The sequence below is a fragment of the Thiohalobacter sp. COW1 genome (genome assembly GCF_016629505.1).
Lineage (GTDB): Bacteria > Pseudomonadota > Gammaproteobacteria > Thiohalobacterales > Thiohalobacteraceae > Thiohalobacter > Thiohalobacter thiocyanaticus_A.
The window spans coordinates 2555156-2579677 of the sequence record NZ_AP024239.1 but is presented as its reverse complement, the minus strand read 5'-3'; the positions used below and the strand labels follow the sequence as shown (position 1 = coordinate 2579677).

Genomic DNA, 24522 nt, shown 5'->3' with positions numbered 1-24522 from the left:
AACCCGACAAATCGCGGCGGGTGTCGGGTTACGCCCTTCGGGCTAACCCGACCTACATTCCGCCAGATAGTTTTCGGGACCATCTGCGAAACAAGATTTTTGATTATTGCATTCTTTGCGTCTCCGTACCCACAGGGCATAAACGCCTCCGCGCCCTCTGCGTTGATGCCGCCTTCCTCACCTCAAGCAGCCAGCCCGCTGTGGCGCAGCAGTGCATCGATGGACGGCTCGCGGCCGCGGAACTCGATGAACAGCTCCATCGGCTCGCGCGAACCGCCCTGCTCCAGGATGCTGGTGAGGAAGCGTTTCCCGGTGTCGCGGTCGAAGATGCCGGACTCCTCGAAGGCGGAGAAGGCGTCGGCCGACAGCACCTCGGCCCACTTGTAGCTGTAGTAGCCCGCCGCGTAGCCGCCGGCGAAGATGTGCGAGAAGCTGTGCGGGAAGCGGTTGAAGGACGGCGGCTGGATGACCGCGACCTGGTCGCGCACCTGCTGCAGGATGTCATAGACGCGCCCGCCCTGCGCCGGGTCGTATTCCCGGTGCAGGCGGAAATCAAAGATGGAGAACTCCAGCTGGCGTACCATCATCATGGCGGACTGGAAGTTCTTCGCCGCCAGCATGCGCTCGAACAGTTCGCCCGGCAATTTCTCTCCGGTTTCATAATGGCCGGCGATCAGATCCAGCGCCTCGCGTTCCCAGCACCAGTTCTCCATGAACTGGCTGGGCAGTTCCACCGCGTCCCAGGCCACGCCGCTGATCCCGGACACGCCGGCATAATCGACCTGGGTCAGCATGTGATGCAGGCCGTGGCCGAACTCGTGGAACAGGGTAATCACTTCGTCGTGGGTGAGCAGCGCGGGCTTGTCGCCCACCGGCGGGGTGAAGTTGCAGGTGAGGTAGGCCACCGGCGTCTGCAGGCCATCGCGGGTGATGCGCCGCGAGACGCACTCGTCCATCCAGGCGCCGCCGCGCTTGTGCGGACGGGCGTAGAGATCCAGATAGAACTGGCCGCGCAGCCTGCCGTCCGTGTCGCGGATCTCGTAGAAGCGCACGTCCTCGTGCCAGGCGTCCACGCCCTTCACTTCCCTGATGTCCAGGCCGTACAGCCGATTCACCACGGCAAACATGCCGGGGATCACGCGGGTGACGGGGAACCAGGGCTTCACCTCCTCCTGCGAGATGGCGTACTTGTGCTCGCGCAGCTTCTCCGAGTAGTAGGCCACATCCCAAGCCTCGATATCCGCCATGCCGTGCTGGTCGCGGGCGAAGGCGCGGATCTCGTCCAGCTCGGCGCGCGCCGCCGGCAGGGCGCGTTCGGCCAGGTCGTGGAGGAACTGCAGCACCTGGTCGGTGCTCTGCGCCATCTTGGTGGCGATGGACTTCTCGGCATAGTTGTCAAAGCCCAGCAGCTGCGCGGCCTCGTGGCGCAGGGCCAGAATCCGCTCCATCACCGGGCCGTTGTCCCACTGGCCGGCATTCGGACCCTCGTCGGAGGCGCGGGTGACATAGGCGGTGTAGAGCTCGCGGCGCAGCTCGCGGTCATCGGCATAGGTCAGCACCGGGTAGTAGGAGGGGAACTCCAGGTTGAACAGCCAGCCCTCCAGGCCCTCGCGCTCGGCGGTCTGGCGGGCCAGATCGACGGCCGATTCGGGCAGCCCGGCCAGACGGCTCTCATCGGTGATGTTGAGCTTCCAGCCGTGGGTGGCGTCCAGCAGGTTCTCCTCGAACTTCGCCGTCAGTGAGGACAGCTCCTGCATGACGGCCCGGTAGCGCTCGCGCTGTTCGGGCGGCAGAGCCACGCCGGAGAGGCGGAAGTCGCGCAGGGCATTGTCGATGACCTTCTGCTGTGCAGTGTCGAGTTGCTTATAGTCATCGCTGTCGGCGATCTGGCGGAAGGCCTGGAACAGGCGCTCGTTCTGGCCCATCTCGGTGGCATAGTCGGACAGCTTGGGCAGACAGGCATTGTAGGCCTGGCGCAGGGCTTCGCTGTTGACCACCGAGTTCATGTGGCTGACCGGCGACCAGGCGCGGTCGAGTTTGTCCTCCACATCCTCGATCGGCTGCACCAGATTGTCCCAGCTGTAGACGCTGTTCTCCTCCAGCAGCCGGTGCATGCTGGCGCGACACTCGGCCAGCAGGGCGTCGACGGCCGGTTCCACGTGTTCGGGCTTGATGCGGCTGAAGGGCGGCAGGCCCTGCAGGTCGATGAGGGGATTGCTCATGGCGTGTCCTGTGCGATTGCGTTATGGCATACCCGGATTGTAATGGCTGGCAGGGACGGCGCCTAGGCGGGGGAGGAAGCGGGACGGCAAAACCCTTACAATGCCTGCTCATTCGCAGCAGACGAGCCCGAGACATATGCCCCAGCACTTTGATCTCATCGCCATCGGCGCCGGCAGCGGCGGCCTCTCGGTGGCCGAACGCGCCGCCCGCTATGGGGCGAAATGCGCCGTGGTCGAGAGCGGCCCGCTGGGCGGGACCTGCGTGAACGTCGGTTGCGTGCCCAAGAAGGTCATGTGGTACGGGGCCACCCTGGCCCATGCCCTCGATGATGCCGCCGGCTACGGATTCGATCTCACCCGCAACGGCTTCGACTGGGGCCGGCTAAAGGCCGGGCGGGATGCCTATGTCAATGGCATCAACACCTGGTATCACACCTACCTGGCCGATTCGGACATCACCGAGATCCCGGGCCGGGCGCGCTTCGTCGATGCCCGCACCCTGGAGGTGAACGGCGAGCGTTACAGCGCCGATCACATCTGCATCGCCGTGGGCGGCTACCCCACCGTGCCGGATATTCCGGGCGCGGAACTGGGCATCACCTCGGACGGCTTCTTCGAGCTGGAGTCGCGGCCGCAGCGGGTGGCCATTGCCGGTTCCGGCTACATCGCTGTGGAACTGGCCGGCATGCTCAATGCGCTCGGCAGCGAGGTCACGCTGGTCCTGCGGCGCGAACACATCCTGCGCGAGTTCGACGCCATGCTGCGTGAGTGCCTGATGGAGGAGATGATCAAGGATGGCATCAACATCATCTCCACCACCGAGTTGGACGAGGTGGCGCTACAGGACGACGGCAAACTGAGCCTGCGCGGCGGCAACGGCCAGCACCTGGACGATTTCGATCAGCTGATCTGGGCCGTGGGCCGCACCCCGGCCACTGACGGTCTGAACCTGGAGGCCGCCGGTGTGGCTGTGGATGAAAACGGCTTCATCCCCAGCGATCAGTACGAGAACACCAATGTCGAAGGCGTCTATGCGCTCGGGGATGTCAACGGCAAGGCCGCGCTCACCCCGGTGGCCATTGCCGCCGGCCGGCGTCTGGCCGACCGGCTGTTCGGCGGCATGAGCGAACGCCACCTGCCCTACGAGAACATCCCCACCGTGGTGTTCACTCACCCGCCCATCGGCACCGTGGGGCTGACCGAGGCCCGTGCCCGGGAGATCCACGGCGACGCGGTCAAGATCTACCAGACCCGTTTCACAGCCATGTATCACGCCCTGACCGAACACAAGCGCGAGACCGCCATGAAGCTGGTCTGCGTCGGGGCGCAGGAGAAGGTGGTGGGCTGTCACATCATCGGCATGGGCGCCGACGAGATGCTGCAGGGCTTCGCCGTGGCGGTGCGCATGGGTGCGCGCAAGGCCGATCTGGACGATACCGTCGCCCTGCATCCGACCAGTGCCGAGGAGTTGGTGACGATGCGGTGAGGTGTCGCCCCCTCACCCCCGGCCCCTCGCCCCACAGGGGAGAGGGGGGCGGATATCGCGGCAGCTGCAGGGTTTCAATCCCCTCTCCCCTGTGGGGCGAGGGGTAGGGGTGAGGGGGAGCCTGCTGCACGTCGCTGTTCGGCTGCGGCCAGGATCTCGCGCCGGCGCGCGGGATCGGCACCGCCCCACTCCGTGATCTCGCCCAGGGTGCGGCCGCAGCCCAGGCACACGTCGTCGTCGTCGAGCGTGCATACCCGAATGCAGGGCGATGCCGGTTCATGCTGTATTATGGTCGCCATGTCCGAATACACCTTTGTCGATCAGCCCGCGGCACTCGAGGCCGCCTGCCGGGAAATGCGTCGCCACGACTGGCTGGCGCTGGATACCGAGTTCATCCGGGAAAAGACCTTTTACCCGAAACTGTGCCTGATTCAAGTTGCCACCCCGGAATTGCGGTTGTTCTGCATCGATCCGCTGGCACTGGATATCGCGCCCCTGCTGGATCTGTTCTACGACCCCGGCATTACCAAGGTGCTGCACGCCGCCCGTCAGGATCTGGAGATCTTCCATCAGCTGCGCGGCAGCCTGCCCGGTCCGGTGTTCGACACCCAGCTGGCCGCCCCGCTGCTGGGGTTGCCCGAGCAGATGGGTTACGCCAATCTGGTGCGCGAGCGCCTGGGCGTGGATCTGCCCAAGGGCCACAGCCGCACCGACTGGGCGCAGCGCCCGCTGTCTGAAGACCAGCTGCGCTATGCCGCCGATGACGTGAACTACCTGGCGCAGCTGTATCCGCCGCTGCATGATGAGCTTGCCGCCAAGGGTCGGCTGGAATGGCTGGCACCGGATTTTCAGATCCTGCTGGAGCCCGAGACCTATATCGTCCATCCCGAAGCGGCCTGGCTGCGTATCAAGGAGGCCAATCGGCTCAAGGGCGCGAGTCTGTCCATTCTGCAGGACCTGGCCGCCTGGCGCGAGGAACGGGCCCGGCGCGAGGACAAACCGCGCAAGTGGATCCTGCCTGACGATGCCCTGGCCACCCTGGCCCGGCTCAAGCCCAAACGCAAGGTGGAACTGGAGCGGGTGCGCGGGCTCAACCCCGGTCTGATCCGTCAGTTCGGCGACGCCCTGATCGAGCGCATCCAGGCCGCCCGCGGCCGCGAACCGCAGCCGCTGCCGGCCTTCACCCGACTGCCGCCGCTCACCGCCGCCGAGGAGGCCGCGCTGGACCTGCTGCAGGGGACGCTGCGCCTGATCGCCGACACCAACGGCCTCAACCCCTCGGTGCTGGGAGGGCGCAAGGACCTGGAGAAGCTGCTGCGCGGGCGCGACGACTGTGCCCTGCTGCAGGGCTGGCGGCGCAGGCTGGCGGGCGACACCCTGCAGGCGGTACTGGCCGGGGATTACCGCGCCGGGATCAGTGCCGGCCGGCTGGAACTGGAGCCGCCGCTCAGCGGCTGACCGGGACCTGCAGCCAGAAGGTCACCGGGCCGTCGTTGGTCAGGCTGACCTGCATGTCGGCGCCGAAGCGCCCGCAGGCGACGTCGGAATGCCGCCCCCGCGCCTGCCCCACCAGATAGTCGAACAGGTGCTTTCCCGCCTCCGGCGTGGCCGCCGGAGTGAAGCTCGGCCGCAGGCCTTTACGGGTGTCCGCGGCCAGGGTGAACTGCGGCACCAGCAGCAGCCCGCCGCCGGTGTCGGCCAGCGACAGGTTCATTTTCCCGTCAGCGTCCGGGAACACCCGGTAGCCCAGCAGCCGCTCCAGCAGCCGGTCGGCCTGGGCCTGAGTATCGCCCTGTTCCACCCCGATCAGGACCAGCAGCCCGCGGCCGATGGCCCCGACCGTCTCGCCGGTGACCGTCACCCGTGCCTCGCTTACCCGCTGCAGCAGCCCGATCATGTCAGCTTGAAGACCTGTCTGACAGCTTTTTCGTCATGCCGGCCTGCGCCGGCATGACATCGCAGGGGAATCTGGGTCAGACATTCATGCAGGCCTCAATGTTTGCTGTTCATCCGTGTGCTTCCGTGACCATCCTCCAACTCAGAAGGCCCCCAGCTTGTCGGCGAAACTGTCGGTGGCGCCGACCAGTGCCTCGATGATGCCGGGTTCGCTGGCGGCATGGCCGGCATCGGGCACGATCTGCAGGTCGGCCTGCGGCCAGACCCGGTGCAGGGCGACGGCCTGTTCCACCGGGCAGACGCAGTCATAGCGGCCGTGGACGATCACCCCCGGGATGTCGCGCAGCCGGTCGGCCCGGTCGAGGATCTGGTCCGGTTCCAGGAAGCAGTCATTGACGAAATAGTGGGCCTCGATCCGGGCCAGGCTGAGCGCGGTATAAGGCGCCCCGAAGTGCTCGATCACCGCCTCCCGCGGCAGCAGGGTGGAGGCGCGCGCCTCCCACAGCGCCCAGGCCTTGGCCGCCTGCATCCGATGGACCTCGTCGTCGCTGGTCAGGCGGGCGTGGTAGGCCCGGACCATGTCGCTGCGCTCGGCCGGCGGGATGAGTTCCAGGTATTCCTCCCAGGCCTCCGGGAACAGGCGTCCGGCACCGTCCTGATAGAACCAGGCGATGTCGCGTGGCCGGCACAGAAAGATGCCGCGCAGGATCATTGCCAGCACCCGCTCGGGATGGGTCTGGGCATAGACCAGGCCCAGGGTGGAGCCCCAGGAGCCGCCGAATACCACCCAGCGTTCGATGCCCAGATGGGCGCGGATGCGCTCCAGATCCGCGACCAGGGTATGGGTGGTGTTGCCTTCCAGTTCGGCGTGCGGGGCGGAGCGGCCGCAGCCGCGCTGGTCGAACAGCACGATGCGGTAGCGTTCGGGGTCGAAGAAGCGCCGGTGATAGGGCTCGCAGCCTCCGCCCGGGCCGCCGTGCAGGAACACCACGGGCAGACCGGTGGGATTGCCGCACTCCTCCACATGCAGGACATGCGGGGGGTCGACGTCCAGCGTGTGCTGGACATAAGGCTTGATATCGGGATACAGGCCCGCCACAAACACCTCCCTTCTGCACTTTTGTAAGCATAGGCTTACAGAGAAATCATCAATTACTGACTGTCCGGCGACTGTGTCGCCGTGAAATCATATCTTGCGGCCTCAAAGGTTCCGCAGGATGCGGAACCTGAGGTTAGGCTCGGCATGACTCGCGATGCGGAATCAATATCTGGGAGGGTATCCCCATCGCGGGTAACGTGTCGCCAATAAGCTTAATAACCATGCCTTCCAGCCTCTTTTGGCAACTCACCCGGTACCCACCGGGTTTTTTTTTTGCCTTCAATGATGCAAGAGCGCCACGGAATACACGGAAAATACGGACAAGTACAAAGCATGTAACCAAGGGGCAAAAAGGACTTCGCGTCGTTGTGCGCTGGTGCTCCTGAAAAGGAAAGACCCGCGCAAGCGCGGGTCCTTGTACTCCCGGATCGGACCGCCGGCTCAGATGAACAGACAGACGTCGGACTCGCGTGCCACCGGCATGAAGTAGGTCGCGCCGACATAGTCCAGACCGTCGATGAACTCGCTGGAATCGAAGCCGAACACGTCCACCGTCATCTGGCAGGCGGACATCTTCACCTCAGCCTCGATGCACAGCTCGCGCAGTTCCTCGACCGTGGCCACGCCCTTGTTCTTGAAGGTCTTCTTCATCAGGGAGGTGGCGACCTTCTCGAAGCCCGGGATGCCGGCCATGATCAGGTTGGGCATCGGCCAGGTGATGTTCTGGAACCACTTGGGGCCGAAGGGCATCTTCATCGGCATGGCCGGGTTGCCCAGCGGGCTGACCTCGGAGGGGATCTCCTTCTTCAGCAGCAGCAGGCCGTAGAAGGTGAAGAAGATGTGGGTGTCCCAGCCCAGGGCCGCGGCCGTGGAGGCCAGGATGAAGGGCGGATAGGCCCAGTCCAGGGTGCCCTTGGTGGCGATGATCGCCATGCTCGGGGTCTTGCTCTGTTCGATGGCCTGCAGCTTCTGCGGCAGCAGTTCGTCGAGCTTCTCGCTCAGCCACTGGTCCATCTGTTCGGGGGTTGTATCTGACATGCTGTGTACTCCTCCTCGCCGCACCGTGAGTGCATGGGAAATGGGTTGCTCCGGCGGCGCCGCATAGAACTGTGTGTAATAATATTGGGTGCGGTGCGCCCGTTTTCTGCATTCCCGGGCGGCAGTCCGGCCGGCCCGATGCATGACAACGAATGACGGAATATATGCGGACCCCGGAGCCGAGTCAATCCGCCGGCGGCTGACGGTTCAGCACTGCTCCCAGGGCAGGCCGTGGAAGCGCCAGCCCCCCACCGAACTGCGGTGGTGATGGTCGTCGATTTCCCCCTCGAAACCTTCATCCACGTGGTAAACATCCCCGATTCCGGCTGCCGTCAGGGCCCGGCCGGCCTCCAGCGAGCGCTTGCCGCTGCGACAGATCAGAATGATCGGGGCGCAGCCGGCCTCCGGCTCATGGCATACCCCGCCCAGCAATACCTGGCGCACCTGGGTGACGAAATGCGGATTGATCACCCAGTCCGGCTCATCGATCCAGGGGACATGCACCGCCCCCACCGGATGGCCGACGAACAGGAATTCCATGTTTGAACGGACATCGATCAGCACCGCCCTGGGATTGCTGTCCAGCAGTTCGGCCGCGGCCTGGGGACTCAGCGCATGGACCTCGTTGTCACTCATTTACCTCTCCCGCCCGCGACGGGCTGTTTGACACTGGCCTGAAGTATAGCGTCCATGTCACTTGCCAGCGGCGGGGCGGCCCGTTACCTTTCCGCCATGTCACAGACCCGTCCTCCGAAATCCCTGCTGCGCCCGGTTGGCCGGGCCATTGCCGACTACGACATGATCCGCGACGGCGACCGTATCCTGCTCGGCCTGTCAGGCGGCAAGGACTCCCTGTCGCTGCTGCACATCCTGCTGCATCTGCAGCGTCACGCGCCGGTACGCTTCGAACTGGGCGCCGTAACCGTGGATCCCGAAGTGGAGGGCTTCGAGCCGGCCCGGCTCAAGCCCTACCTGGCGGAACTGGGCGTGCCCTACCATTTCCGCGCCGAGCCCATCATGGAGCGGGCGCTGGGGCATATGACCAAGGATTCCTACTGCAGCTGGTGCGCCCGCATGAAGCGGGGGACGATGTACACCACGGCCCGGGAAGCCGGCTGCAACGTCCTGGCGCTCGGACAGCATCTGGACGACCTGGCCGAGAGCTTCCTGATGTCGGCCTTCCACGGCGGCCGGCTGCAGACCATGAAGGCCCATTACCGCAATGACGACGGCGACCTGCGCATCATTCGCCCGCTGGTCTATGTGCGTGAACGCCAGCTGGCCGATTTTGCCGCCAGCGCCGGCTTCCCGGTGATCAGGGACAACTGCCCGGCCTGTTTCCGCATGCCGACCCAGCGCGCTCACATGAAGGCCCTGCTGGCTGGGGAGGAAGCCCACAATAACCAGCTATTCAAGACACTTTTGAGTGCTATGCGCCCACTTATGGATGATGATTCGCATAAAAATATTTACAACTTCCCATTTTCAGGCAGGAAAATGGGGAAATGCTGACTTGTTTCCGCTTTTCTCTGAATCCCAAGGGAAAAGTGGGGATTGAAAACCATCTTCAATGCGCTATCGATTGATTCAAGGGCTTCTCTGGCTGTCCGGCCGGCTGCCATTGCGGGTAAATCAGGCACTGGGGGGAGTTGTGGGTATTCTGTTGTACTGGATACCCAATCCCCTGCGCCGGGTGGCCGGCGCCAATATCGCCCGCTGCCTGCCCGAGCTGGAGCCGGCCCGGCAGCGGCGGATTCTGCGCCGCTGCCTGATCGAGACCGGCAAGACGGCGCTGGAGGCCGGGTATCTGTGGCGTCTGACCCCGGCGTCGGCACAGCGCCTGCTGGTGGCCCTGGAGGGCCGCGCGGCGGTGGATGCCGCCGTGGCCGCCGGTCGGGGCGTGATCATCGCCGCCCCGCATCTGGGCAGCTGGGAGATGGCCGGTCAGATCGGCGGTCGGGAATGGGGGGTGTGGAACCTGTACCGACCGCCGCGAATTGCGCAGCTGGAGCCGCTGCTGCAGGCCGGGCGTACCCGTTTGGGCGGGCGGCTGGTGCGGGCCGATACCGCCGGGGTGCGGCAGCTGCTGCGGGTGCTGCGCCGGGGCGGGGTCGTGGGGATTCTGCCGGATCAGGATCCGGGGCCGGAGCACGGGGTGGTGGCGCCCTTTTTCGGTATCCCGGCCAATACCATGCGGCTGCTGCCGCGGCTGGCGCATGCCACCGGCGCCGCCGTGTTCATCGCCTGGTGTGAGCGGCTGCCGCGCGCGCGCGGCTATCACCTGCGCATTGCGCCGCTGCCGCCCGCCGTGGCCGATCCCGATCCGCTGGTCGCCGCCACCGCCCTCAACCGGGCCGTGGAACAGTGCGTAAGGGCCCTGCCCGGCCAGTATCAATGGAGCTACCGGCGCTTCAAGGACGTGCGCGCCTAGTGCCCCATGCCGTGTTCGCATTGCGGGCGTCCTGATATAACCTTGAACTGTGAACCAGGCTGACGCTGTGAGGGGGACGAATGGCTGTCGCAGTCAAGCGCGCCTACGCACCGGTGCAGGCCGGGGATGGCTACCGGGTCCTGGTCGACCGGCTCTGGCCGCGGGGCGTGGCGCGGGATCAACTCGGAATCGATGAATGGCGGCGTGAGGCCGCACCCTCCGAGGGGCTGCGGCGGGCCTTTCACGCCGGCGCAATGACCTGGGGTGAATTCCGCCGCGCCTATCTGGCCGAGCTCAAGGCGCGGCGCGATGAGTTGCGGCGGCTGGCGGCCCGTGCCCGGCAGGGCCGGCTGACCCTGGTCTTCGCTGCGCGCGATGAAAGGCACAACAACGCCGTGGTCCTGATGCAGTATCTGAAGATGCTGGGGGCGGAGTGAGGCTCAGTGCTGATGCCCGTCGCTGCCGGGGCGGGCATAGCCGGGAAAGCGATGTTTTGCATACACGGCATGACAGCCCGCACAGCTGTCGAGCATGCGGCTGAAGTAGAACCGGACCAGTTCCCCGTCCCGGCGCTCGGCGGCCTGAGCGAGCTTGCCCGCATGCTGATGCAGCCGGCGGTCGAGATATTTGAAGCTGTCCGGCAGGGACTGTACCAGTGTCCCGCGTTCGTCCTCCGACAGGCGCCGCTTGAGAATATAGCTCTGCTCGATCCGGCGGCCGGTCTCGGCCAGCCGTTCCCAGTCGGCCTTGACGATGGCCTCGGGCAGCGCCCGCACCCCCTCGTTGATCGCGATCATTTCATCGACCAGCGCCTGCTGCAGCTTCGGCGGCAACTCCAGCAGGGGCTCGGCGGCGGCGGCGGGCGGGGCGACGGAGGCTCCGGCCAGCAGCAGGCTCAGACCCAGACAGGGTCCGGTCAGATCAGGGATTTGCATTGCGGGGCCCTCGCAGGCATCAGGGAGAAGATCCGTGGCCGGTCGTGATGAGGGTGCTGAGATCCAGCTGCTGCACGGCGCCGATCGCCGCTTCCAGCGCGCCCTCGCTGCACAGCCCGCTGATGGCCGCCTCCTGATGGGCCTCGCGCAGGGCCCGGAGGCAGGCGGCGCGAACCGCCTCCGCCAGTTGCAGCGCAGCAGGATCGGGTGGGCAATCGGTATTCATGTGGGTGCATTACACCACAATCCCGGATCAGCGCCAAAGCGCCGGCCGCCGCCCTCAGTGCATCAGTTTGAGGCCGACCCGGGTGATGGTCTCGCCCTCCATCTCGCGCACCACCAGTTCCAGATGGCCCAGCGGCAGGCGGTCGCCGACCACCGGCCGGCGCTTGAAGGCGCGGGCCAGTACCTCGGACAGGCTGGCGTCGCGCTTGTCCGTCGGCACCTCCACGCCATAGACGCCGGCGACGTCACCGAGGGTGGCACGGGCATCGAGGACGAATTCGCCGAAGAAGCGTGACTCACGCAGGTGTTCGGGGACCTTCTCGGTGGTCAGCAGCCGGTCCAGTGTCTCGACGTCGTCGCTGCGGGCCAGCAGCAGCAGGTGGTCGCCCACGGTCAGCCGGACCGCTTCGCAACCGGCGGTGACCGCGTTGTCGCGGATCAGCCCCGCCACCCCCACCCCCGGCGGCAGCCGCAGGGTGGCCGGCGTCTCGCCCAGCGCCGGGCTGTCGCCGCTGAGGACGTAGACCACCATTTCGTAATCCAGCTGGCCCGGCAGATCCAATTCCAGCCGCCGGTGCCAGCCCGGTGTGGTCGGCACTTCCAGGCCCAGCCGGCGGGCCAGCGGCGCCAGGGTCCAGCCCTGCAGCACCAGCGAGACCAGCACCACGAAGAAGGCGACATTGAAATAGCGCTGGGCATTGGGCAGATCGGCCAGCAGCGGGAACAGGGCCAGGATGATCGGCACCGCCCCGCGCAGCCCCACCCAACCGACGAACACCTGTTCCCGCAGCGGGAAGCCGAACGGCAGCAGGCTGATGACCACGGCCAGGGGGCGGGCGAGAAAGATCAGGGCCAGGGCCACTGCCAGCGCCGGCAGGGCCACCGCCAGCAGGGCGCTGGGCGTGACCAGCAGGCCCAGCATCAGGAACATGCCGATCTGGGCCAGCCAGGCAATGCCGTCATGAAAGCGCTGGATGCCCAGATTGGCCTGCAGCGGCCGGTTGCCCAGCACCAGGCCGGCCACATACACGGCAAGAAAGCCGCTGCCGCCCAGGTTCAGCGTACCGGAGAAGATCACCAGCGCCCCGGCCAGGGCCAGCAGCGGATACAGACTGGTGGCCAGCGGCAGCCGGTTGATGACATAGACCAGCAGCCGGCCGCCGCCATAGCCCAGTACCAGACCCAGTCCCATCTGCTGCACCAGCAGCACCACGACTCCGGCATCCAGCCGGGTCGCGCCGGCCGCCAGCAGTTCCACCAGCGCCAGGGTGAGAAAGATGGCCATGGGGTCGTTGGCGCCGGACTCGATCTCCAGCGTGGCGCTGACGCGTTCCTTGAGCCGCAGGCCCTGGGCATGCAGCAGGCCGAACACGGCCGCGGCATCGGTGGAGCCGACGATCGCGCCCACCAGCAGTCCCTGCAGCCAGTTCAGTTCGAACACCAGGCTCGCGACCAGCCCGGTGACGGCGGCGGTGATGATCACGCCCAGCGTGGCCAGGCTGAGCGCCGGGCGCAGGCCGACGCGGAAGGTGGCGGCCCGCGTGCCCAGGCCGCCGTCGAACAGGATGATGGCCAGCGCCACCGAGCCGACCATGTAGGCGGCCTGGTAGTTGTGAAAGCGCAGTGCGCCCGGACCCTCCTCGCCGGCCAGCATGCCCAGCGCCAGGAACACCAGCAGCAGCGGCATCCCCACCCGACGCGAGGGCACGCTGACCAGGATGCTGATCAGCAGCAGCGCGGCGGCGACGAGGATGAGCTGATTGACGATGTCCATAGGGGAAGCTGCTCGGATGCGGGGCTGATCTGGTAAGCTTGCCGGTCATTATGCCAGCACCCGGCCGGAGTACGCACAATTCCACCGCCACCGCCCGCGCCCGCAGCTGGCGCGAGGCGTTGCACGTCTACACCCGCCCGCAGGTGGTGGCGATGTGCTTTCTCGGGTTCTCCGCCGGCCTGCCCTTCCTGCTGGTGTTCTCCACCCTGACCGCCTGGCTGGCGCAGGCCCAGGTCGAACGCGGCCTGATCGGTTTCTTCGCCTGGGTCGGCATCACCTACTCCATCAAGGTGATCTGGGCCCCGGTGGTGGACCGGCTGCGCCTTCCGCTGCTGTCGCGCCTGTTCGGTCAGCGCCGCGGCTGGATGCTCGCCGCCCAGTTCGGCATCGGCGGCGGCCTGGCAATGCTGGCGCTGACCGACCCGGCCGCGCAGTTGGCGATGTTCGCGGGCATCGCGCTGTTCATCGCCTTCTGCTCGGCCACGCAGGACATCACCATCGACGCCTACCGCATCGAGGCGGCGGCCGATGTCCAGCAGGGTGCGATGGCCGCGGCCTATGTGTTCGGCTATCGCGTCGCGACCCTGGCCTCGGGCGCCGGCGCGCTCTATCTGGCCAGCCGGCATTCCTGGATGCTGAGCTATCTGGTCATGGCCGGCCTGATGCTGGTGGGCGTGATCACCACCCTGCTGATCCGCGAGCCGGCGCATGTGCGCCACGCGCGGGTGAGCGAGATCGAGGCCGGTATCAGCCAGGCCCTGCACATCGACCGCATGCGCGCCGGGCCGGCGCGGCGCATCGCCGCCTGGTTCGCGCGCGCCGTGATCGGGCCGTTCGTGGAGTTCTTCACCCGCACCGGCTGGTACGGTGCCGCCATCCTGCTGTTGATCGCCATCTACCGCATCAGCGACATCAGCATGGGGGCGATGGCCAATCCCTTCTATCTGGATCTGGGCTATACGCTCGACCAGATCGCCGCCGTCGCCAAGGTGTTCGGCTTCGCCATGACCCTGCTCGGCGCCCTGCTGGGCGGGCTCGCGGTGGCGCGCTTCGGGGTGTTGTGGCCGCTGTTCGCCGGCGCGATTCTGGTGGCGGCGACCAACCTGCTGTTCGCGTTGTTGGCGGTGTCTGCACCCACGCTGAGCCTGCTGGCCGTGGTCATCAGTGCCGACAATCTGGGCGCGGGGTTCGCCACCTCGGCCTTCATCGCCTATCTCTCCAGCCTCACCCACCGGGCCTATACCGCGACCCAGTACGCGCTGTTCAGTTCGTTGATGACCCTGCCGGCCAAGATCATCAGCGGTTTCTCCGGGCTGGTGGTCGAGGCCCAGGGCTGGTTCTTCTTCTTCCTCTACACCACCGGCCTCGGGGTGCCGACCATTCTGCTCGCCCTGTTCGTGATTCATCATCGCGAACTGCTGGCGCGGCAGTTCAATCGGCAAGCGGTGGGTGAACAGTCCTGAGGTTCAGCGCTGCAGGCGCTTGAGAAACACCCGCATCTCCTTTGCAGCCTGCTTGTCGCCTTTGTTCTCCGCGGCCTCGATGCCTTTCTCGTAGGCGGCAATGGCTCCCTCGGCATCGCCGGTTTCGGCCAGCGCGCCGCCCAGCTGTTTCCAGGCGGCGGAATAGCCCGGGTCCTGTTCGACGGCATTGCGCAGATGCTCCACTGCCCGGGCGTGCTCCCCGGCCTTGCCGTATTCCAGACCCAGTGAGTAGCGCAGCAACGGACTGTCCTGGCCGGCGGCCAGCATCCTTTCGAAATTGTCGATCATGCTCATGGACTGGCTCGGAACCTGTGGGTTGGCGCAATCTGCGGCGATCGGATTCCGGGTGTGAGGATCACTGATCGCTGCATTTCAGCGTCTCCAGAATACCGGGGAGAACAGCACCAGCAAAGAGAAGATTTCCAGCCGGCCGAGCAGCATGGCCGCGCACAGCACCCATTTGGCGGTATCGCTGATGTCGCCGTAGTGATAGCCGACGTCGCCCAGGCCCGGGCCGAGGTTGTTGATGCAGGCCGCCACGGCGGAGAAGGCGGTGACCTGGTCCATGCCGGTGGCCATCAGGATCAGCATCATCACCGCGAACACGCCCACATAGGTCGCGAAGAATCCCCAGACCGAATTGATGACAGCATCCGGCAGCGGCTTGCCGTTGATCTTGACCGGCACCTGGGCATTGGGGTGCACCAGTTTGGTGATCTCGCGCACGCCCTGCTTGAGCAGCAGCAGAAAGCGGATCACCTTCATGCCGCCGCCGGTGGAGCCGGCGCAGGCGCCAATGAAGCTGACGAACAGCAGCAGCACCGGCAGGAAGCCGGGCCAGTTGTAGTACTCGGCGGTGGTGAAGCCGGTGGTGGTGCCGATCGAGACCACCTGGAACAACCCGTGATGCAATACCTCGCCCCAGCTGCCGAAGGTCCGGGTGACGTAGAGATAGCTGATGGTGATGAGCGCCGTGGTCAGCAGGATGGTGAGGTAGGTGCGCACTTCGGAGTCACGGACGTAGGGCATCGGGCTGAGCGAGCGCCAGACGGTGAAATGCAGTGCGAAGTTCACGCCCGAGAGCAGCATGAAGACCACGGCGATCATCTCGATCAGTTCGCTCTGGAAGTAGCCCATGCTCAGATCGTGGGTGGAGAAGCCGCCGATGGCGACGGTGGAGAAGCTGTGGGCGATGGCGTCGAAACCGCTCATGCCGGCCAGCCAGTAGGCCAGGGCGCAGGTGATGGTCAGGCTGAGATAGATGTACCACAGCGCCTTGGCGGTCTCGGCGATACGCGGGGTGAGCTTGTTGTCCTTCATCGGCCCGGGCGTCTCGGCGCGGTAGAGCTGCATGCCGCCGATGCCGAGCATGGGCAGCACGGCCACCGCCAGCACGATGATGCCCATGCCGCCCATCCATTGCAGCTGCTGGCGGTAGAACAGGATCGAATGGGGCAGGTAGTCGATGCCGGTGAGGACCGTGGCCCCGGTGGTGGTCAGGCCCGACATGGACTCGAACACGGAGTCGGTCAGGCCGATGGCCGGCTGGGGTGACAGGTACAGCGGCAGTGCCCCGACCAGGCCCAGCACGACCCAGAACAGCACCACGATCAGAAAGCCGTCGCGCAGGCGCAGTTCGCGCTTGTTCCGGCGTGCCGGCCACCAGATGAGCAGGCCGGCCAGCAGCACCAGCCCGAAGGCTTCCAGAAAGGGGGCGATGGCGCCGTCGCGGTAGATCAGCGCGACCCCCACCGGCGGCAGCAGGGTGGTACTGAAGACCATCAGCAACAGGCCGAGGATGCGCTGGATAGTGATCAGTTGCATGGGCGAGGCGGCAACTCGGATTTCACAGGAAGATCACCCCGACCTGGAACAGGCGCTCGACCTCGGGGATGCGGCCCTTGTCCACCAGGAACAGGATGACGTGATCCCCGCTCTCGATGACGCTGTCGTGGTGGGCGATGATGACCTCGTCGCCGCGCACGATGGCGCCGATGGTGGTGCCGGCCGGCAGGTTGATCTCCTCCAGGCGCCGGCCCACCACCTTGGAACTGCTGCTGTCGCCGTGGGCGACGGCCTCGATGGCCTCGGCCGCGCCGCGGCGCAGCGAGTGCACGGCCACCACGTCGCCGCGGCGCACATGGGTGAGCAGGCTGCCGATGGTGGCGTGCTGGGGCGAGAGCGCGATGTCGATCACGTCGCTGTGCACCAGATCCACGTAGGCGGCACGGTTGATCAGTGACATCACCTTGCCCGCGCCCAGGCGCTTGGCCAGCATGGAGGAGAGGATGTTGGCCTCTTCGTCGTTGGTCAGGGCGCAGTAGATGTCGGTGTTCTCGATATTCTCCTCCAGCAGCAGTTCCTCGTCGGCGGCATCGCCCCACAGCACGATGGTCTTGTTGAGTTCCTCCGACAACTGGCGCGCCCGCTCCTGGCTGCGCTCGATGATCTTGACCTGGTAGCGGTGTTCCAGACCGGCGGCCAGGCGTTCGCCGATGTGGCCGCCGCCGGCGAGAATGATGCGCTTGACCGGTTTGTCCAGTTCGCGCAGCTCGCTCATCACGGCGCGGATGTTCTTCGGCGCGGCGACGAAGAAGACCTCGTCGTCGGCCTCGATGACGGTATCGCCCTCGGGGATCAGCGGCTGGCCGCGGCGGAAGATGGCAGCCACCCGGGTGTCGATCCTGGGCATGTGCTCGCGCAGTTCACGCAGTTCGTGCCCGACCAGCGGGCCGCCGTCCACCGCGCGTACCGCGACCAGCTGCACCCGGCCGCCGGCGAAATCCAGCACCTGCAGCGCGCCCGGGTTCTGGATCAGGCGCTGCACATACTCGGTGACCAGCTGCTCGGGGCTGATCAGCACGTCGATGGGCAGCGCCTCCTGCGAGAACAGCCGCGGCTCGTTGAGAAAGGCCGCCGAGCGTACCCGCGCGATCTTGGTCGGGGTGTGGAACAGGGTGTAGGCCACCTGGCAGCCGACCATGTTGACCTCGTCGCTGTTGGTCACGGCGATGATCATGTCGGCGTCCTCGGCGCCGGCGCGGCGCAGCACGTCGGGATGGGCGCCGTGGCCGGTCACGGTGCCGATGTCGAGCCGGTCGCGCAGTTCGCGCAGTCGATCGGCGTCCTGGTCGACCACGGTGATGTCGTTGTACTCGCTGGCCAGATTGTCGGCCACCGAGGCGCCGACCTGGCCGGCACCGAGGATGATGATCTTCATGGTCGGGCTGCCGTCGGGTCGGGATCGTGGAGCAGAAAACAAGGCGCGCAGGATAGGCGCTTGCCACAGGTGCGAGTTGACGTCATCCCGGCGCAGGCCGGGATCCAGATGTCGCGGCGGTTACTGGATTCCGGCCTGCGCCGGAATGACGGTGATGCTGTGGGTTCCGTCATTTATACGATATCGGGTTAAGTAGGTGTAATTCAGCGCAGGTGTCAGTCACTGCCTTTCTTGACATCGATACCCAGCGCCTTGAGCTTGCGGTACAGATGGGTGCGTTCCATGCCGACCCGGGCGGCGAGTTTGCCCACGCTGCCGCCGGCCTCCTGCAGCTGGTGCTCCAGGTAGTTCTTTTCGAACTGCTCGCGCGCCTCGCGCAGCGGCAGCTCGAACAGGGTGCTGTCCTCCAGTGCGCTGTCGCGGTTCATGAGCTGGGCCTGCAGGGCGGACTCGACCTCGTCCAGGGTGATTTCCTCGCCGCTGCCGAGGATGAGCAGGCGCTGGACCAGGTTCTTGAGTTCGCGCACATTGCCCGGCCAGCTGTAGTTGCGCAGCCGGTTCTGGGCGGCCAGCACGAAGTGCCGGTAGGGCAGGTGTTCGCGGTCGACGAAGAAGGTGACGTAATAGTTGAGCAGCTCGGGCACGTCCTCGCAGTGCTCGGCCAGCCGCGGGATCTGGATCGGCACCACATTGAGGTGATAGTAGAGGTCCTCGCGGAAGCGTCCGGCGGCCACGGCCTGATCGAGGTCATGCCGGGTGGCGGCGACGATGCGCACATCCAGACGCACCGGTTCGGTACCGCCGACCCGGGTGAAACTGCGGGTCTCCAGCGCGCTCAGCAGCCGCGCCTGGGTCTGTTCGTCCATGTCGCCGATGTCGTCGATGTAGAGGGTGCCGCGGTTGGCCTGCTCGAAGCGCCCGTAGTGGACCCGTTCCTCGTCCTCGCTGCCGAACAGCTCCACGGCCGAGTTGCTCTGCGACAGCGAGCCCACGCTGATCTCGACCAGCGGGCCCTGGCGGCGCGGGCTGTTGTGGTGCAGGAAATGGGCGAAGGTCTTCTTGCCGCTGCCGGGTTCACCCTTGAGCAGTACGCCGGTGTCGTGGGCGGCGACCTTGAGCACCTGCTCGCGCAGCCGCTGCAGGGTGTCACTGCGTCCGACCGGTTCCGGCACCACCGGCAGCTGCTGCTTGAGGTCGACCACCTCGCGGGCGAGCTTGTCGGCCTCCAGGGCGCGCTCGACCACCAGCAGCAGCCTGGCCAGCGAGATGGGCTTTTCGATGAAGTCGTAGGCGCCCAGGCGGGTGGCCTCGACCGCGGTCTCGACCGTACCGTGGCCGGAGATGATGATGACCGGGCAGGGCAGTTCGCCGCCTTCGGCCCATTCGCGCAGCAGCGAGATGCCGTCGATGTCCTCCATCCAGACATCGAGCAGGATCAGATCGGGACGATGGGTGCGACGCTGGCGCCGGGCGCCGCCGCCGCTGTCGGCGACGCTGACGTCGTACCCTTCCTCTTCCAGAATCTCCTGGATCAGGGTGCGGATATCCGGTTCATCGTCGACGACCAGGATATGGGCTGAGGACATTGGCTTGGCTGCGCGCGGTTGTTATGGCCGGGCCGGTTCGGCTCCCGGCCCTAGAGTATAACCACTTGATGCGGCCGCTGCCTATGCCGTGGCCTGCGGTCGGGGTACCTGGCGTAGCTGCACGCGCACATAGGCTCCGCCGTCGTCGCGGTTGCCGGCCTGCAGCTGGCCGCCGTGTTCCTCGACGATCTTCTTGACGATGGCCAGCCCCAGGCCAGTGCCCTTGGTCTTGGTGGTGACATAGGGTTCGAACAGCTGTTCGCTGACCTCGGCGCGGAAGCCCGGGCCGTTGTCGCACACCCACAAATCGGCATAGGGCGTGTCATCCTCGACCCGGCAGCGGGTCTCGAGCCGGATCTGTCCGGGCTGCTCGGTGCCGATGGCCTCATGGGCGTTCTTGATAAGGTTATGCAGCAGCTGACGCAGCCGGTTGGGATCGGCCTCGGTCCAGGGCTCCGCGGGATCGAGCGCCAGTTCCAACTCCACATTCGGGTGCATGCCGCGGTACAGTTCGGCGATCTCGGCCACCAGTTCGTTGAGCGCCAGCGGCCGCAGTTCCAGCTGCGGGGCGCGGGCATAATCGGAGAAGGCATTGACCATCTCCTTCATGGATTCGACCTGGTGAATGATGGTGTGGGTGGCCCGGTCCAGCACCTCGCCCTCGGAGGCCTCCATGCCGGGCAGGTACTTGCGCCGCAGCCGCTCGGCCGAGAGCTGGATCGGGGTGAGCGGATTCTTGATCTCGTGCGCCAGGCGCCGCGCCACCTCGCCCCAGGCGGCGTCGCGCTGGGCCTGGATCAGGGCGGTGACGTCATCGAGTACCAGCACCTGGCCGCCCGGGCGTACCCCGTCGCCGGGCAGACGGGCGCCGCGACAGATCAATACCTGGCGCCCGTTGGGGCCGAACAGGCTGAGTTGATCGGTCCAGTGCGGCCCGCCCGAGGCCTCGCGGTGGCGTTCGATGGCCTCCTGCAGCGGTTCCAGGAAGGGATGGGCGGTCACCAGTGCCTGCAGCGGTTCCCCCGCGCTGCGTTTGAGCGGGATGCCGAGGATGGTCTCGGCGGCCGTGTTGACGGTGCGGATGCGCTGGTCCGGCGAGAGGCTGATCACGCCCGATGACAGGCTGCCGAGCAGGGTCTCGAGATAGGTGCGCTGGCCCTCCACCTCGAGCTGGCTGCGCCGGGCATGGTCGCGGGCCATGGCCAGGCGCCGGGTCATCATGTTGAACGAGCGCACCAGAAAGCCCAGTTCGTCGTCGCTGGTCGAGGGCAGCCGCCGGCTGTAGTCGCCGTCGGCCACTGCCCGGGTGCCCTCGGCGATATTGCGGATGGGGGCGACCAGCTTGCGGGCGGCATAGAAGCCGGCCCACACTGCTGACAGCAGGCTGAGCACCAGTACCACCGACAGCGTCAGCGTATAACTGTATTTGAGCGGCTTGCGCAGGTAGGCCAGTTCGCGGTAGCGGGCATAGGCCGCCTGCACTTCGTCGGCCTGGGTGCTCAGACGTTCCGGGATGGGATACAGGGCCTGCAGGATGCGCTGCTCCGAGGTCGGCGTGGCCAGCGGAACCGGCACCACGGCGCGGATGTGCAGGCCGCCGTCGCCGCTGGGATCCAGGCCCACGTAGGAGGCGCCGCGACGCAGCTGCAGCAGCACTGCATCACCGGGCCGGTCGGGCACGATGCTGGTCGACTCCAGGCCGCTGGAGGCGATGATGCGGCCGTTGTGGCTGAGCAGGGTCAACTCCACTGCGCCGGAGCGCACCCGCAGGTCGAACAGGCTGAGCGGGGCCAGCGGCGAGGGCACCTCGGTGAGTTCCCCGGCCAGCTGTTCGGTGGTGCGCAGCCGGTCGCGCATGCGCACATCGAAGGCCGACTGGCTCAGTTCCAGCGCGCTTTCCAGCGAGTTCTCGATCTCGACATCGAACCAGGTGTCGATGCCGCGCTGCAGGAACTGCAGGGAGAAGTAATAGACCACGCTGACTGGCGCCACGGCCAGGATCACGAACATCCAGACCATGCGCGAGGTCAGCCGCGCGCCCGGGGCGCCGGCGCGGACCTGGCGGATCAGCCAGTACAGGTTGCGTCCGATCAGACCGAGCAGGATCAGCAGCCCGGCGGCATTGGTCAGCAGCAGCCAGGAGTACATGCGCCCGAAGCGCTCGGAGTTGTGGGTGGCATCGCTCATGAACGACAGCGACACCAGCAGCAGCGCGAACAGCAGCAGCATCGGCCACAGGCCGCGACCGAAGCGTTTCACGGCTGTAGCGGCCATGGGTGCCAGTCGCTGGAAAGGCGCCAGTCGGCGGAGACATAGGCCCAGACCCGCAGGGGCGTGGGCAGGGCCTCGGTATCCAGGCTGATCCGCAGCTGACCGTAGTACCGGTGTCCGGGCTGGAGCAGGCTGCGGTCGAGTACCGGCAGTCCCTCCAGTTGCTGCAGACTGTAGAGCGCCCCTTCCAGCGAGGGGAAGCTGGAGCGTACGCCGGTGTTCAGTCGCTGCACGATGTAGCGTTCGCTCAGGGCGTGATAGCTCAGGCGGTAGCGCTGGCGCAGCCGCGCCACGACCCTGTCCCAGAGATAGTCGCGCGGCTCCAGCACTTCGATCTGCAGCAGCAGCACCAGCGGCACGCCGTTTTCCAGCGCGGTACGGGCTTCCTGCGTCAGGGTGAAGTCCAGCCGGGCGTCCAGGCGCAGCACGTCGCGGTCCCAGTGGGGGTGGATGGATTCGACGTCAAAGGCCTGCGCCGGTGTGGCGGTCAGGGCCAGCCAGCCCAGCAGCAGCCAGCCCGGGAGCCGGGTTCGCAGGGGATCCATCATCAGGGTCATGCCGCTTCGTCCATCGCCTTCTCCAGGCAGGCATAGTAAAAGCCATCCATGGGCGCTGCATCCACCCCGTTCACAATCGGCAGCAGCTGACGGCCGGCCCCGTCCGCCCGGCCCCAGTCGGCGGCGATGGGCGCAGGCCGGGCCGTGGCGCAGCGTTGGACAAAGGCATCGACCTGCAGGGCGTTCTCGGCCCGCAGCACCGAGCAGGTGACATACAGCAGCCGGCCGCCCGGGCGCAGCAGCGGCCAGACAGCGTCCAGCAGCCCGGCCTGCAGCCGGGTGAGGCGGTCGATGTCGGCGGGCCGGCGATGCAGCTTGATGTCCGGGTGGCGGCGGATGACGCCGGTGGCCGAGCAGGGCGCGTCCAGCAGGATGCGGTCGAAGGGGGCGCCGTCCCACCAGTCCTGCGGCCGGCCCACGTCACCCTGCACCAGCCGCGCCTGCAGGCGCAGGCGGTCCAGGTTGTCGCGCACCCGCTGCAGGCGGTCAGATTCGAGTTCCACCGCCACCAGTTCCTGCAGTGCCGGTTCGGTCTCCAGGAGATGGGCGGTCTTGCCGCCGGGGGCGGCGCAGGCGTCCAGCACCCGCTGGCCCGGGGCGAGTCCCAGCAGGGGGGCGGCCAGCTGGGCGGCCCCGTCCTGGACCGAGAAGTCGCCTTCGGCGTAACCGGGCAGGCGGTCGATGGTTGCGGTCTGCTCCAGTCGGATGCCGTGACTGGTATGCGCCAGCGGGGCGGCCTGGATGCCGGCCGCGGCCAGCCGCTCGAGATAGCCGGCGCGATCGCCGTGGCGGGCGTTGACCCGCAGGCTCAGCGGCGGCTGGCGGTTGTTGGCTTCGACGATGGCTTCCCAGTCGTGCGGCCAGTCCTGCTGCAGGCGCGCCAGCAGCCAGGCGGGGTGGCTGTAGCGGGCGGACGGATCGCCTTGCAGCTGTGCTTCCAGTTCACTGGCGCGGCGCTGATAGTTGCGCAGTACCCCGTTGATCAGTTTTGCCGCCCAGGCCTTGCCCAGGGCGCGGGCGGCCTCGACCGTGGCATGTACCGCGGCATAGGGTTTGACCTCCAGCGCGCTCAGCTGATACAGGCCCAGCAGCAGCAGGCAGTGGATGTCGCGATCACGCGGTTTGAGCGGCTGGCGCAGCAGGCCGGCCAGGATGGCCTCCAGGCGCTGGTACTGGCGCAGGCCGCCGTAGATGAGTTCGTGGGTAAAGCCGCGGTCCTGGGCGGTGAGACCCTCCAGCGCGGCGGGCAGGACACTGCTGAGCGAGGCGCCCTGGCTGACCGCGGCCAGGGCCCGGGCGGCCCGCTCCCGGCTGGAGGCGTCGGCGGTCAAGTCCCTGCCGCCGGGCCGAGGCAGACGCCGTCCAGCGTCTGGGCGTGACCGAAGTCCCCGGCCGGAATGCGCCGCCCGCCGGGCAGCTGGACCTCGAGCAGGCGCAGCACGCCGGTCCCGCAGGCGACATCCACCCCCTCGCGGCCGGCCGCCAGCACAGAGCCCGGGCGGCCGTGATCGCCCGCGGCCGCCAGGCAGGCGGCGCGCCAGATGCGCAGGGTCCGGTCGCCGAATCCGGTTTGCGCCACCGGCCAGGGATTGAAGGCATTGACCTGGCGCAGCAGCCGCGGGGCTGGTCGGGTCCAGTCGATGTCGGCCTCGGATTTGTGCAGCTTGGCGGCATAGGTCGCCTGGGTCTCGTCCTGGGGCACGGGGGGGAGGCGGCCGGCCAGGATGGCCTCGAGCTGCTCGCCCAGCAGTCGGGCACCGAGTCCGGCCAGGCGGTCGTGCAGATCGGCGGCGGTGTCGCTGTCGGAGATCGGCGTCGAGGCCCTGGCCAGCATGGGGCCGGTGTCCAGGCCGGCGTCCATCTGCATCAGGGTGATGCCGGTCTCGCTGTCCCCGGCCTCGATGGCGCGCTGGATCGGTGCCGCGCCGCGCCAGCGCGGCAGCAGCGAGGCATGGATGTTCACACAGCCATGCGTCGGGATCTCCAGCACCGCCGGCGGCAGCAGCAGGCCGTAGGCGACCACCACCATCAGGTCGGGGCGCCAGGCCCGGAGTCGCTCCAGGGTCTCGGCCGGCTTGAGACTGATCGGCTGTTCGACCGCCAGCGCGTGTTCCAGCGCCAGCGCCTTTACCGGGCCGGCCTGCAGCCTGCGCCCGCGCCCGGCGGGCCGGTCGGGCTGGGTGTAGACGGCGACCACCTCGTGATCGCTGTCGATCAGGGTCTGCAGGGGCGGAACGGAGAATTCGGGCGTGCCGGCGAAGACGATTTTCATTATGACTGTTACGGCTGTGAACGGGC

Annotated in this window: 23 protein-coding genes; 6 read left to right on the top strand and 17 right to left on the bottom strand. The window is 66.9% G+C overall.

Features of this window, described 5'->3' with window-relative positions; genetic code table 11:
- Positions 1 to 182: 182 nt before the first annotated feature.
- The gene (prlC, locus tag COW1_RS12130) at positions 183 to 2222 is read right to left on the bottom strand and encodes an oligopeptidase A (protein ID WP_201344346.1); all 2040 of its coding nucleotides are present in this window, start codon (positions 2220 to 2222) and stop codon (positions 183 to 185) included.
- A gap of 136 nt (positions 2223 to 2358) precedes the next feature.
- Here prlC and gorA point away from each other — a divergent pair, with 136 nt between their 5' ends.
- Positions 2359 to 3708: a glutathione-disulfide reductase gene (gene gorA / locus COW1_RS12125; protein ID WP_096364089.1), complete on the top strand. Its 1350-nt coding sequence runs from the start codon at positions 2359 to 2361 to the stop codon at positions 3706 to 3708.
- 74 nt (positions 3709 to 3782) lie between these two features.
- Here the strand turns inward: gorA and COW1_RS12120 are convergent, their stop codons facing one another.
- On the bottom strand, positions 3783 to 4007 hold the full coding sequence (locus COW1_RS12120) for a DUF1289 domain-containing protein (protein WP_096364091.1): 225 nt from the start codon (positions 4005 to 4007) through the stop codon (positions 3783 to 3785).
- Here COW1_RS12120 and rnd point away from each other — a divergent pair.
- Positions 4006 to 5166 (top strand): ribonuclease D, encoded by a 1161-nt coding sequence (gene rnd / locus COW1_RS12115; RefSeq protein ID WP_096367438.1) that lies wholly within the window; start codon positions 4006 to 4008, stop codon positions 5164 to 5166. The two genes, COW1_RS12120 and rnd, sit on opposite strands and share 2 nt — an antisense overlap.
- Here the strand turns inward: rnd and dtd are convergent.
- The 4 genes from dtd to COW1_RS12095 form a co-directional block, all read right to left on the bottom strand.
- The gene (dtd, locus tag COW1_RS12110) at positions 5156 to 5605 is read right to left on the bottom strand and encodes a D-aminoacyl-tRNA deacylase (protein ID WP_096364093.1); all 450 of its coding nucleotides are present in this window, start codon (positions 5603 to 5605) and stop codon (positions 5156 to 5158) included. The two genes, rnd and dtd, sit on opposite strands and share 11 nt — an antisense overlap.
- A gap of 141 nt (positions 5606 to 5746) precedes the next feature.
- Positions 5747 to 6703: a prolyl aminopeptidase gene (gene pip / locus COW1_RS12105; RefSeq protein ID WP_096364095.1), complete on the bottom strand. Its 957-nt coding sequence runs from the start codon at positions 6701 to 6703 to the stop codon at positions 5747 to 5749.
- Between the two features lie 441 nt (positions 6704 to 7144).
- Positions 7145 to 7741, bottom strand: a complete 597-nt coding sequence (locus tag COW1_RS12100; protein ID WP_369801230.1) for a DsrE/DsrF/DrsH-like family protein — start codon at positions 7739 to 7741, stop codon at positions 7145 to 7147.
- 207 nt (positions 7742 to 7948) lie between these two features.
- Positions 7949 to 8377: a rhodanese-like domain-containing protein gene (locus COW1_RS12095; RefSeq protein WP_096364099.1), complete on the bottom strand. Its 429-nt coding sequence runs from the start codon at positions 8375 to 8377 to the stop codon at positions 7949 to 7951.
- A gap of 54 nt (positions 8378 to 8431) precedes the next feature.
- Here COW1_RS12095 and COW1_RS12090 point away from each other — a divergent pair, with 54 nt between their 5' ends.
- From COW1_RS12090 to COW1_RS12080, 3 genes are all read left to right on the top strand, one after another.
- A complete protein-coding gene (locus tag COW1_RS12090) occupies positions 8432 to 9253 on the top strand; it encodes an ATP-binding protein (RefSeq protein ID WP_369801231.1) in 822 nt (273 codons plus the stop codon).
- 58 nt (positions 9254 to 9311) lie between these two features.
- Positions 9312 to 10172 (top strand): lysophospholipid acyltransferase family protein, encoded by an 861-nt coding sequence (locus tag COW1_RS12085; RefSeq protein WP_242466431.1) that lies wholly within the window; start codon positions 9312 to 9314, stop codon positions 10170 to 10172.
- A gap of 80 nt (positions 10173 to 10252) precedes the next feature.
- Positions 10253 to 10609, top strand: a complete 357-nt coding sequence (locus COW1_RS12080; RefSeq protein WP_096364103.1) for a DUF488 domain-containing protein — start codon at positions 10253 to 10255, stop codon at positions 10607 to 10609.
- A gap of 3 nt (positions 10610 to 10612) precedes the next feature.
- Here the strand turns inward: COW1_RS12080 and COW1_RS12075 are convergent, their stop codons facing one another.
- Genes COW1_RS12075 through COW1_RS12065 form a run of 3 tightly spaced genes read right to left on the bottom strand, consistent with a single transcriptional unit; the run spans position 10613 to position 13106 of the window.
- Positions 10613 to 11107, bottom strand: coding sequence for a cytochrome c (locus tag COW1_RS12075; RefSeq protein WP_096364105.1), 495 nt, complete (start codon positions 11105 to 11107; stop codon positions 10613 to 10615).
- A gap of 19 nt (positions 11108 to 11126) precedes the next feature.
- Complete coding sequence (locus COW1_RS12070) at positions 11127 to 11333, bottom strand: acetyltransferase (RefSeq protein WP_096364107.1); 207 nt, start codon at positions 11331 to 11333, stop codon at positions 11127 to 11129.
- 54 nt (positions 11334 to 11387) lie between these two features.
- Positions 11388 to 13106 carry a potassium/proton antiporter gene (locus tag COW1_RS12065; RefSeq protein ID WP_201344344.1) on the bottom strand — a complete coding sequence of 573 codons (1719 nt, stop codon included), beginning with the start codon at positions 13104 to 13106 and terminating at the stop codon, positions 11388 to 11390.
- Positions 13107 to 13156: 50 nt separating this feature from the next.
- Between COW1_RS12065 and COW1_RS12060 the strand changes: the two genes are divergently transcribed.
- Entirely contained in the window at positions 13157 to 14569 is a 1413-nt protein-coding gene (locus COW1_RS12060; protein WP_201344343.1) for an MFS transporter, read from the top strand.
- A 3-nt stretch (positions 14570 to 14572) separates the two neighbouring features.
- Here the strand turns inward: COW1_RS12060 and COW1_RS12055 are convergent, their stop codons facing one another.
- The 8 genes from COW1_RS12055 to fmt all read right to left on the bottom strand — a co-directional run bounded on the left by COW1_RS12055 (position 14573) and on the right by fmt (position 24496).
- Positions 14573 to 14884: a tetratricopeptide repeat protein gene (locus tag COW1_RS12055; RefSeq protein ID WP_201344342.1), complete on the bottom strand. Its 312-nt coding sequence runs from the start codon at positions 14882 to 14884 to the stop codon at positions 14573 to 14575.
- Between the two features lie 78 nt (positions 14885 to 14962).
- A complete protein-coding gene (locus COW1_RS12050; protein ID WP_201344341.1) occupies positions 14963 to 16414 on the bottom strand; it encodes a TrkH family potassium uptake protein in 1452 nt (483 codons plus the stop codon).
- Between the two features lie 22 nt (positions 16415 to 16436).
- Entirely contained in the window at positions 16437 to 17810 is a 1374-nt protein-coding gene (trkA, locus tag COW1_RS12045; protein ID WP_201344340.1) for a Trk system potassium transporter TrkA, read from the bottom strand.
- A 215-nt stretch (positions 17811 to 18025) separates the two neighbouring features.
- Complete coding sequence (locus tag COW1_RS12040; RefSeq protein WP_201344339.1) at positions 18026 to 19396, bottom strand: sigma-54 dependent transcriptional regulator; 1371 nt, start codon at positions 19394 to 19396, stop codon at positions 18026 to 18028.
- Positions 19397 to 19477: 81 nt separating this feature from the next.
- Positions 19478 to 21670, bottom strand: coding sequence for an ATP-binding protein (locus tag COW1_RS12035; RefSeq protein ID WP_201344338.1), 2193 nt, complete (start codon positions 21668 to 21670; stop codon positions 19478 to 19480).
- Positions 21652 to 22224: a DUF4390 domain-containing protein gene (locus tag COW1_RS12030; RefSeq protein WP_096364123.1), complete on the bottom strand. Its 573-nt coding sequence runs from the start codon at positions 22222 to 22224 to the stop codon at positions 21652 to 21654. Before COW1_RS12030 ends, COW1_RS12035 begins: the two co-directional genes overlap by 19 nt.
- A complete protein-coding gene (gene rsmB, locus COW1_RS12025) occupies positions 22221 to 23555 on the bottom strand; it encodes a 16S rRNA (cytosine(967)-C(5))-methyltransferase RsmB (RefSeq protein WP_096364125.1) in 1335 nt (444 codons plus the stop codon). The genes COW1_RS12030 and rsmB overlap by 4 nt, the downstream gene beginning before the upstream one ends.
- Entirely contained in the window at positions 23552 to 24496 is a 945-nt protein-coding gene (gene fmt / locus COW1_RS12020; RefSeq protein WP_096364127.1) for a methionyl-tRNA formyltransferase, read from the bottom strand. Before fmt ends, rsmB begins: the two co-directional genes overlap by 4 nt.
- Between the last annotated feature and the right edge of the window lie 26 nt (positions 24497 to 24522).

Bases quoted from the DNA above. Each gene is read 5' to 3' on its own strand.
- prlC (WP_201344346.1), bottom strand. From the start codon at position 2,222: ATGAGCAATCCCCTCATCGACCTGCAGGGCCTGCCGCCCTTCAGCCGC.
- gorA (WP_096364089.1), top strand. From the start codon at position 2,359: ATGCCCCAGCACTTTGATCTCATCGCCATCGGCGCCGGCAGCGGCGGC.
- rnd (WP_096367438.1), top strand. From the start codon at position 4,006: ATGTCCGAATACACCTTTGTCGATCAGCCCGCGGCACTCGAGGCCGCC.
- COW1_RS12120 (WP_096364091.1), bottom strand. From the start codon at position 4,007: ATGGCGACCATAATACAGCATGAACCGGCATCGCCCTGCATTCGGGTA.
- dtd (WP_096364093.1), bottom strand. From the start codon at position 5,605: ATGATCGGGCTGCTGCAGCGGGTAAGCGAGGCACGGGTGACGGTCACC.
- COW1_RS12100 (WP_369801230.1), bottom strand. From the start codon at position 7,741: ATGTCAGATACAACCCCCGAACAGATGGACCAGTGGCTGAGCGAGAAG.
- COW1_RS12095 (WP_096364099.1), bottom strand. From the start codon at position 8,377: ATGAGTGACAACGAGGTCCATGCGCTGAGTCCCCAGGCCGCGGCCGAA.
- COW1_RS12090 (WP_369801231.1), top strand. From the start codon at position 8,432: ATGTCACTTGCCAGCGGCGGGGCGGCCCGTTACCTTTCCGCCATGTCA.
- COW1_RS12085 (WP_242466431.1), top strand. From the start codon at position 9,312: ATGCGCTATCGATTGATTCAAGGGCTTCTCTGGCTGTCCGGCCGGCTG.
- COW1_RS12080 (WP_096364103.1), top strand. From the start codon at position 10,253: ATGGCTGTCGCAGTCAAGCGCGCCTACGCACCGGTGCAGGCCGGGGAT.
- COW1_RS12075 (WP_096364105.1), bottom strand. From the start codon at position 11,107: ATGCAAATCCCTGATCTGACCGGACCCTGTCTGGGTCTGAGCCTGCTG.
- COW1_RS12070 (WP_096364107.1), bottom strand. From the start codon at position 11,333: ATGAATACCGATTGCCCACCCGATCCTGCTGCGCTGCAACTGGCGGAG.
- COW1_RS12065 (WP_201344344.1), bottom strand. From the start codon at position 13,106: ATGGACATCGTCAATCAGCTCATCCTCGTCGCCGCCGCGCTGCTGCTG.
- COW1_RS12060 (WP_201344343.1), top strand. From the start codon at position 13,157: ATGCCAGCACCCGGCCGGAGTACGCACAATTCCACCGCCACCGCCCGC.
- COW1_RS12055 (WP_201344342.1), bottom strand. From the start codon at position 14,884: ATGAGCATGATCGACAATTTCGAAAGGATGCTGGCCGCCGGCCAGGAC.
- COW1_RS12050 (WP_201344341.1), bottom strand. From the start codon at position 16,414: ATGCAACTGATCACTATCCAGCGCATCCTCGGCCTGTTGCTGATGGTC.
- trkA (WP_201344340.1), bottom strand. From the start codon at position 17,810: ATGAAGATCATCATCCTCGGTGCCGGCCAGGTCGGCGCCTCGGTGGCC.
- COW1_RS12040 (WP_201344339.1), bottom strand. From the start codon at position 19,396: ATGTCCTCAGCCCATATCCTGGTCGTCGACGATGAACCGGATATCCGC.
- COW1_RS12035 (WP_201344338.1), bottom strand. From the start codon at position 21,670: ATGGCCGCTACAGCCGTGAAACGCTTCGGTCGCGGCCTGTGGCCGATG.
- COW1_RS12030 (WP_096364123.1), bottom strand. From the start codon at position 22,224: ATGACCCTGATGATGGATCCCCTGCGAACCCGGCTCCCGGGCTGGCTG.
- fmt (WP_096364127.1), bottom strand. From the start codon at position 24,496: ATGAAAATCGTCTTCGCCGGCACGCCCGAATTCTCCGTTCCGCCCCTG.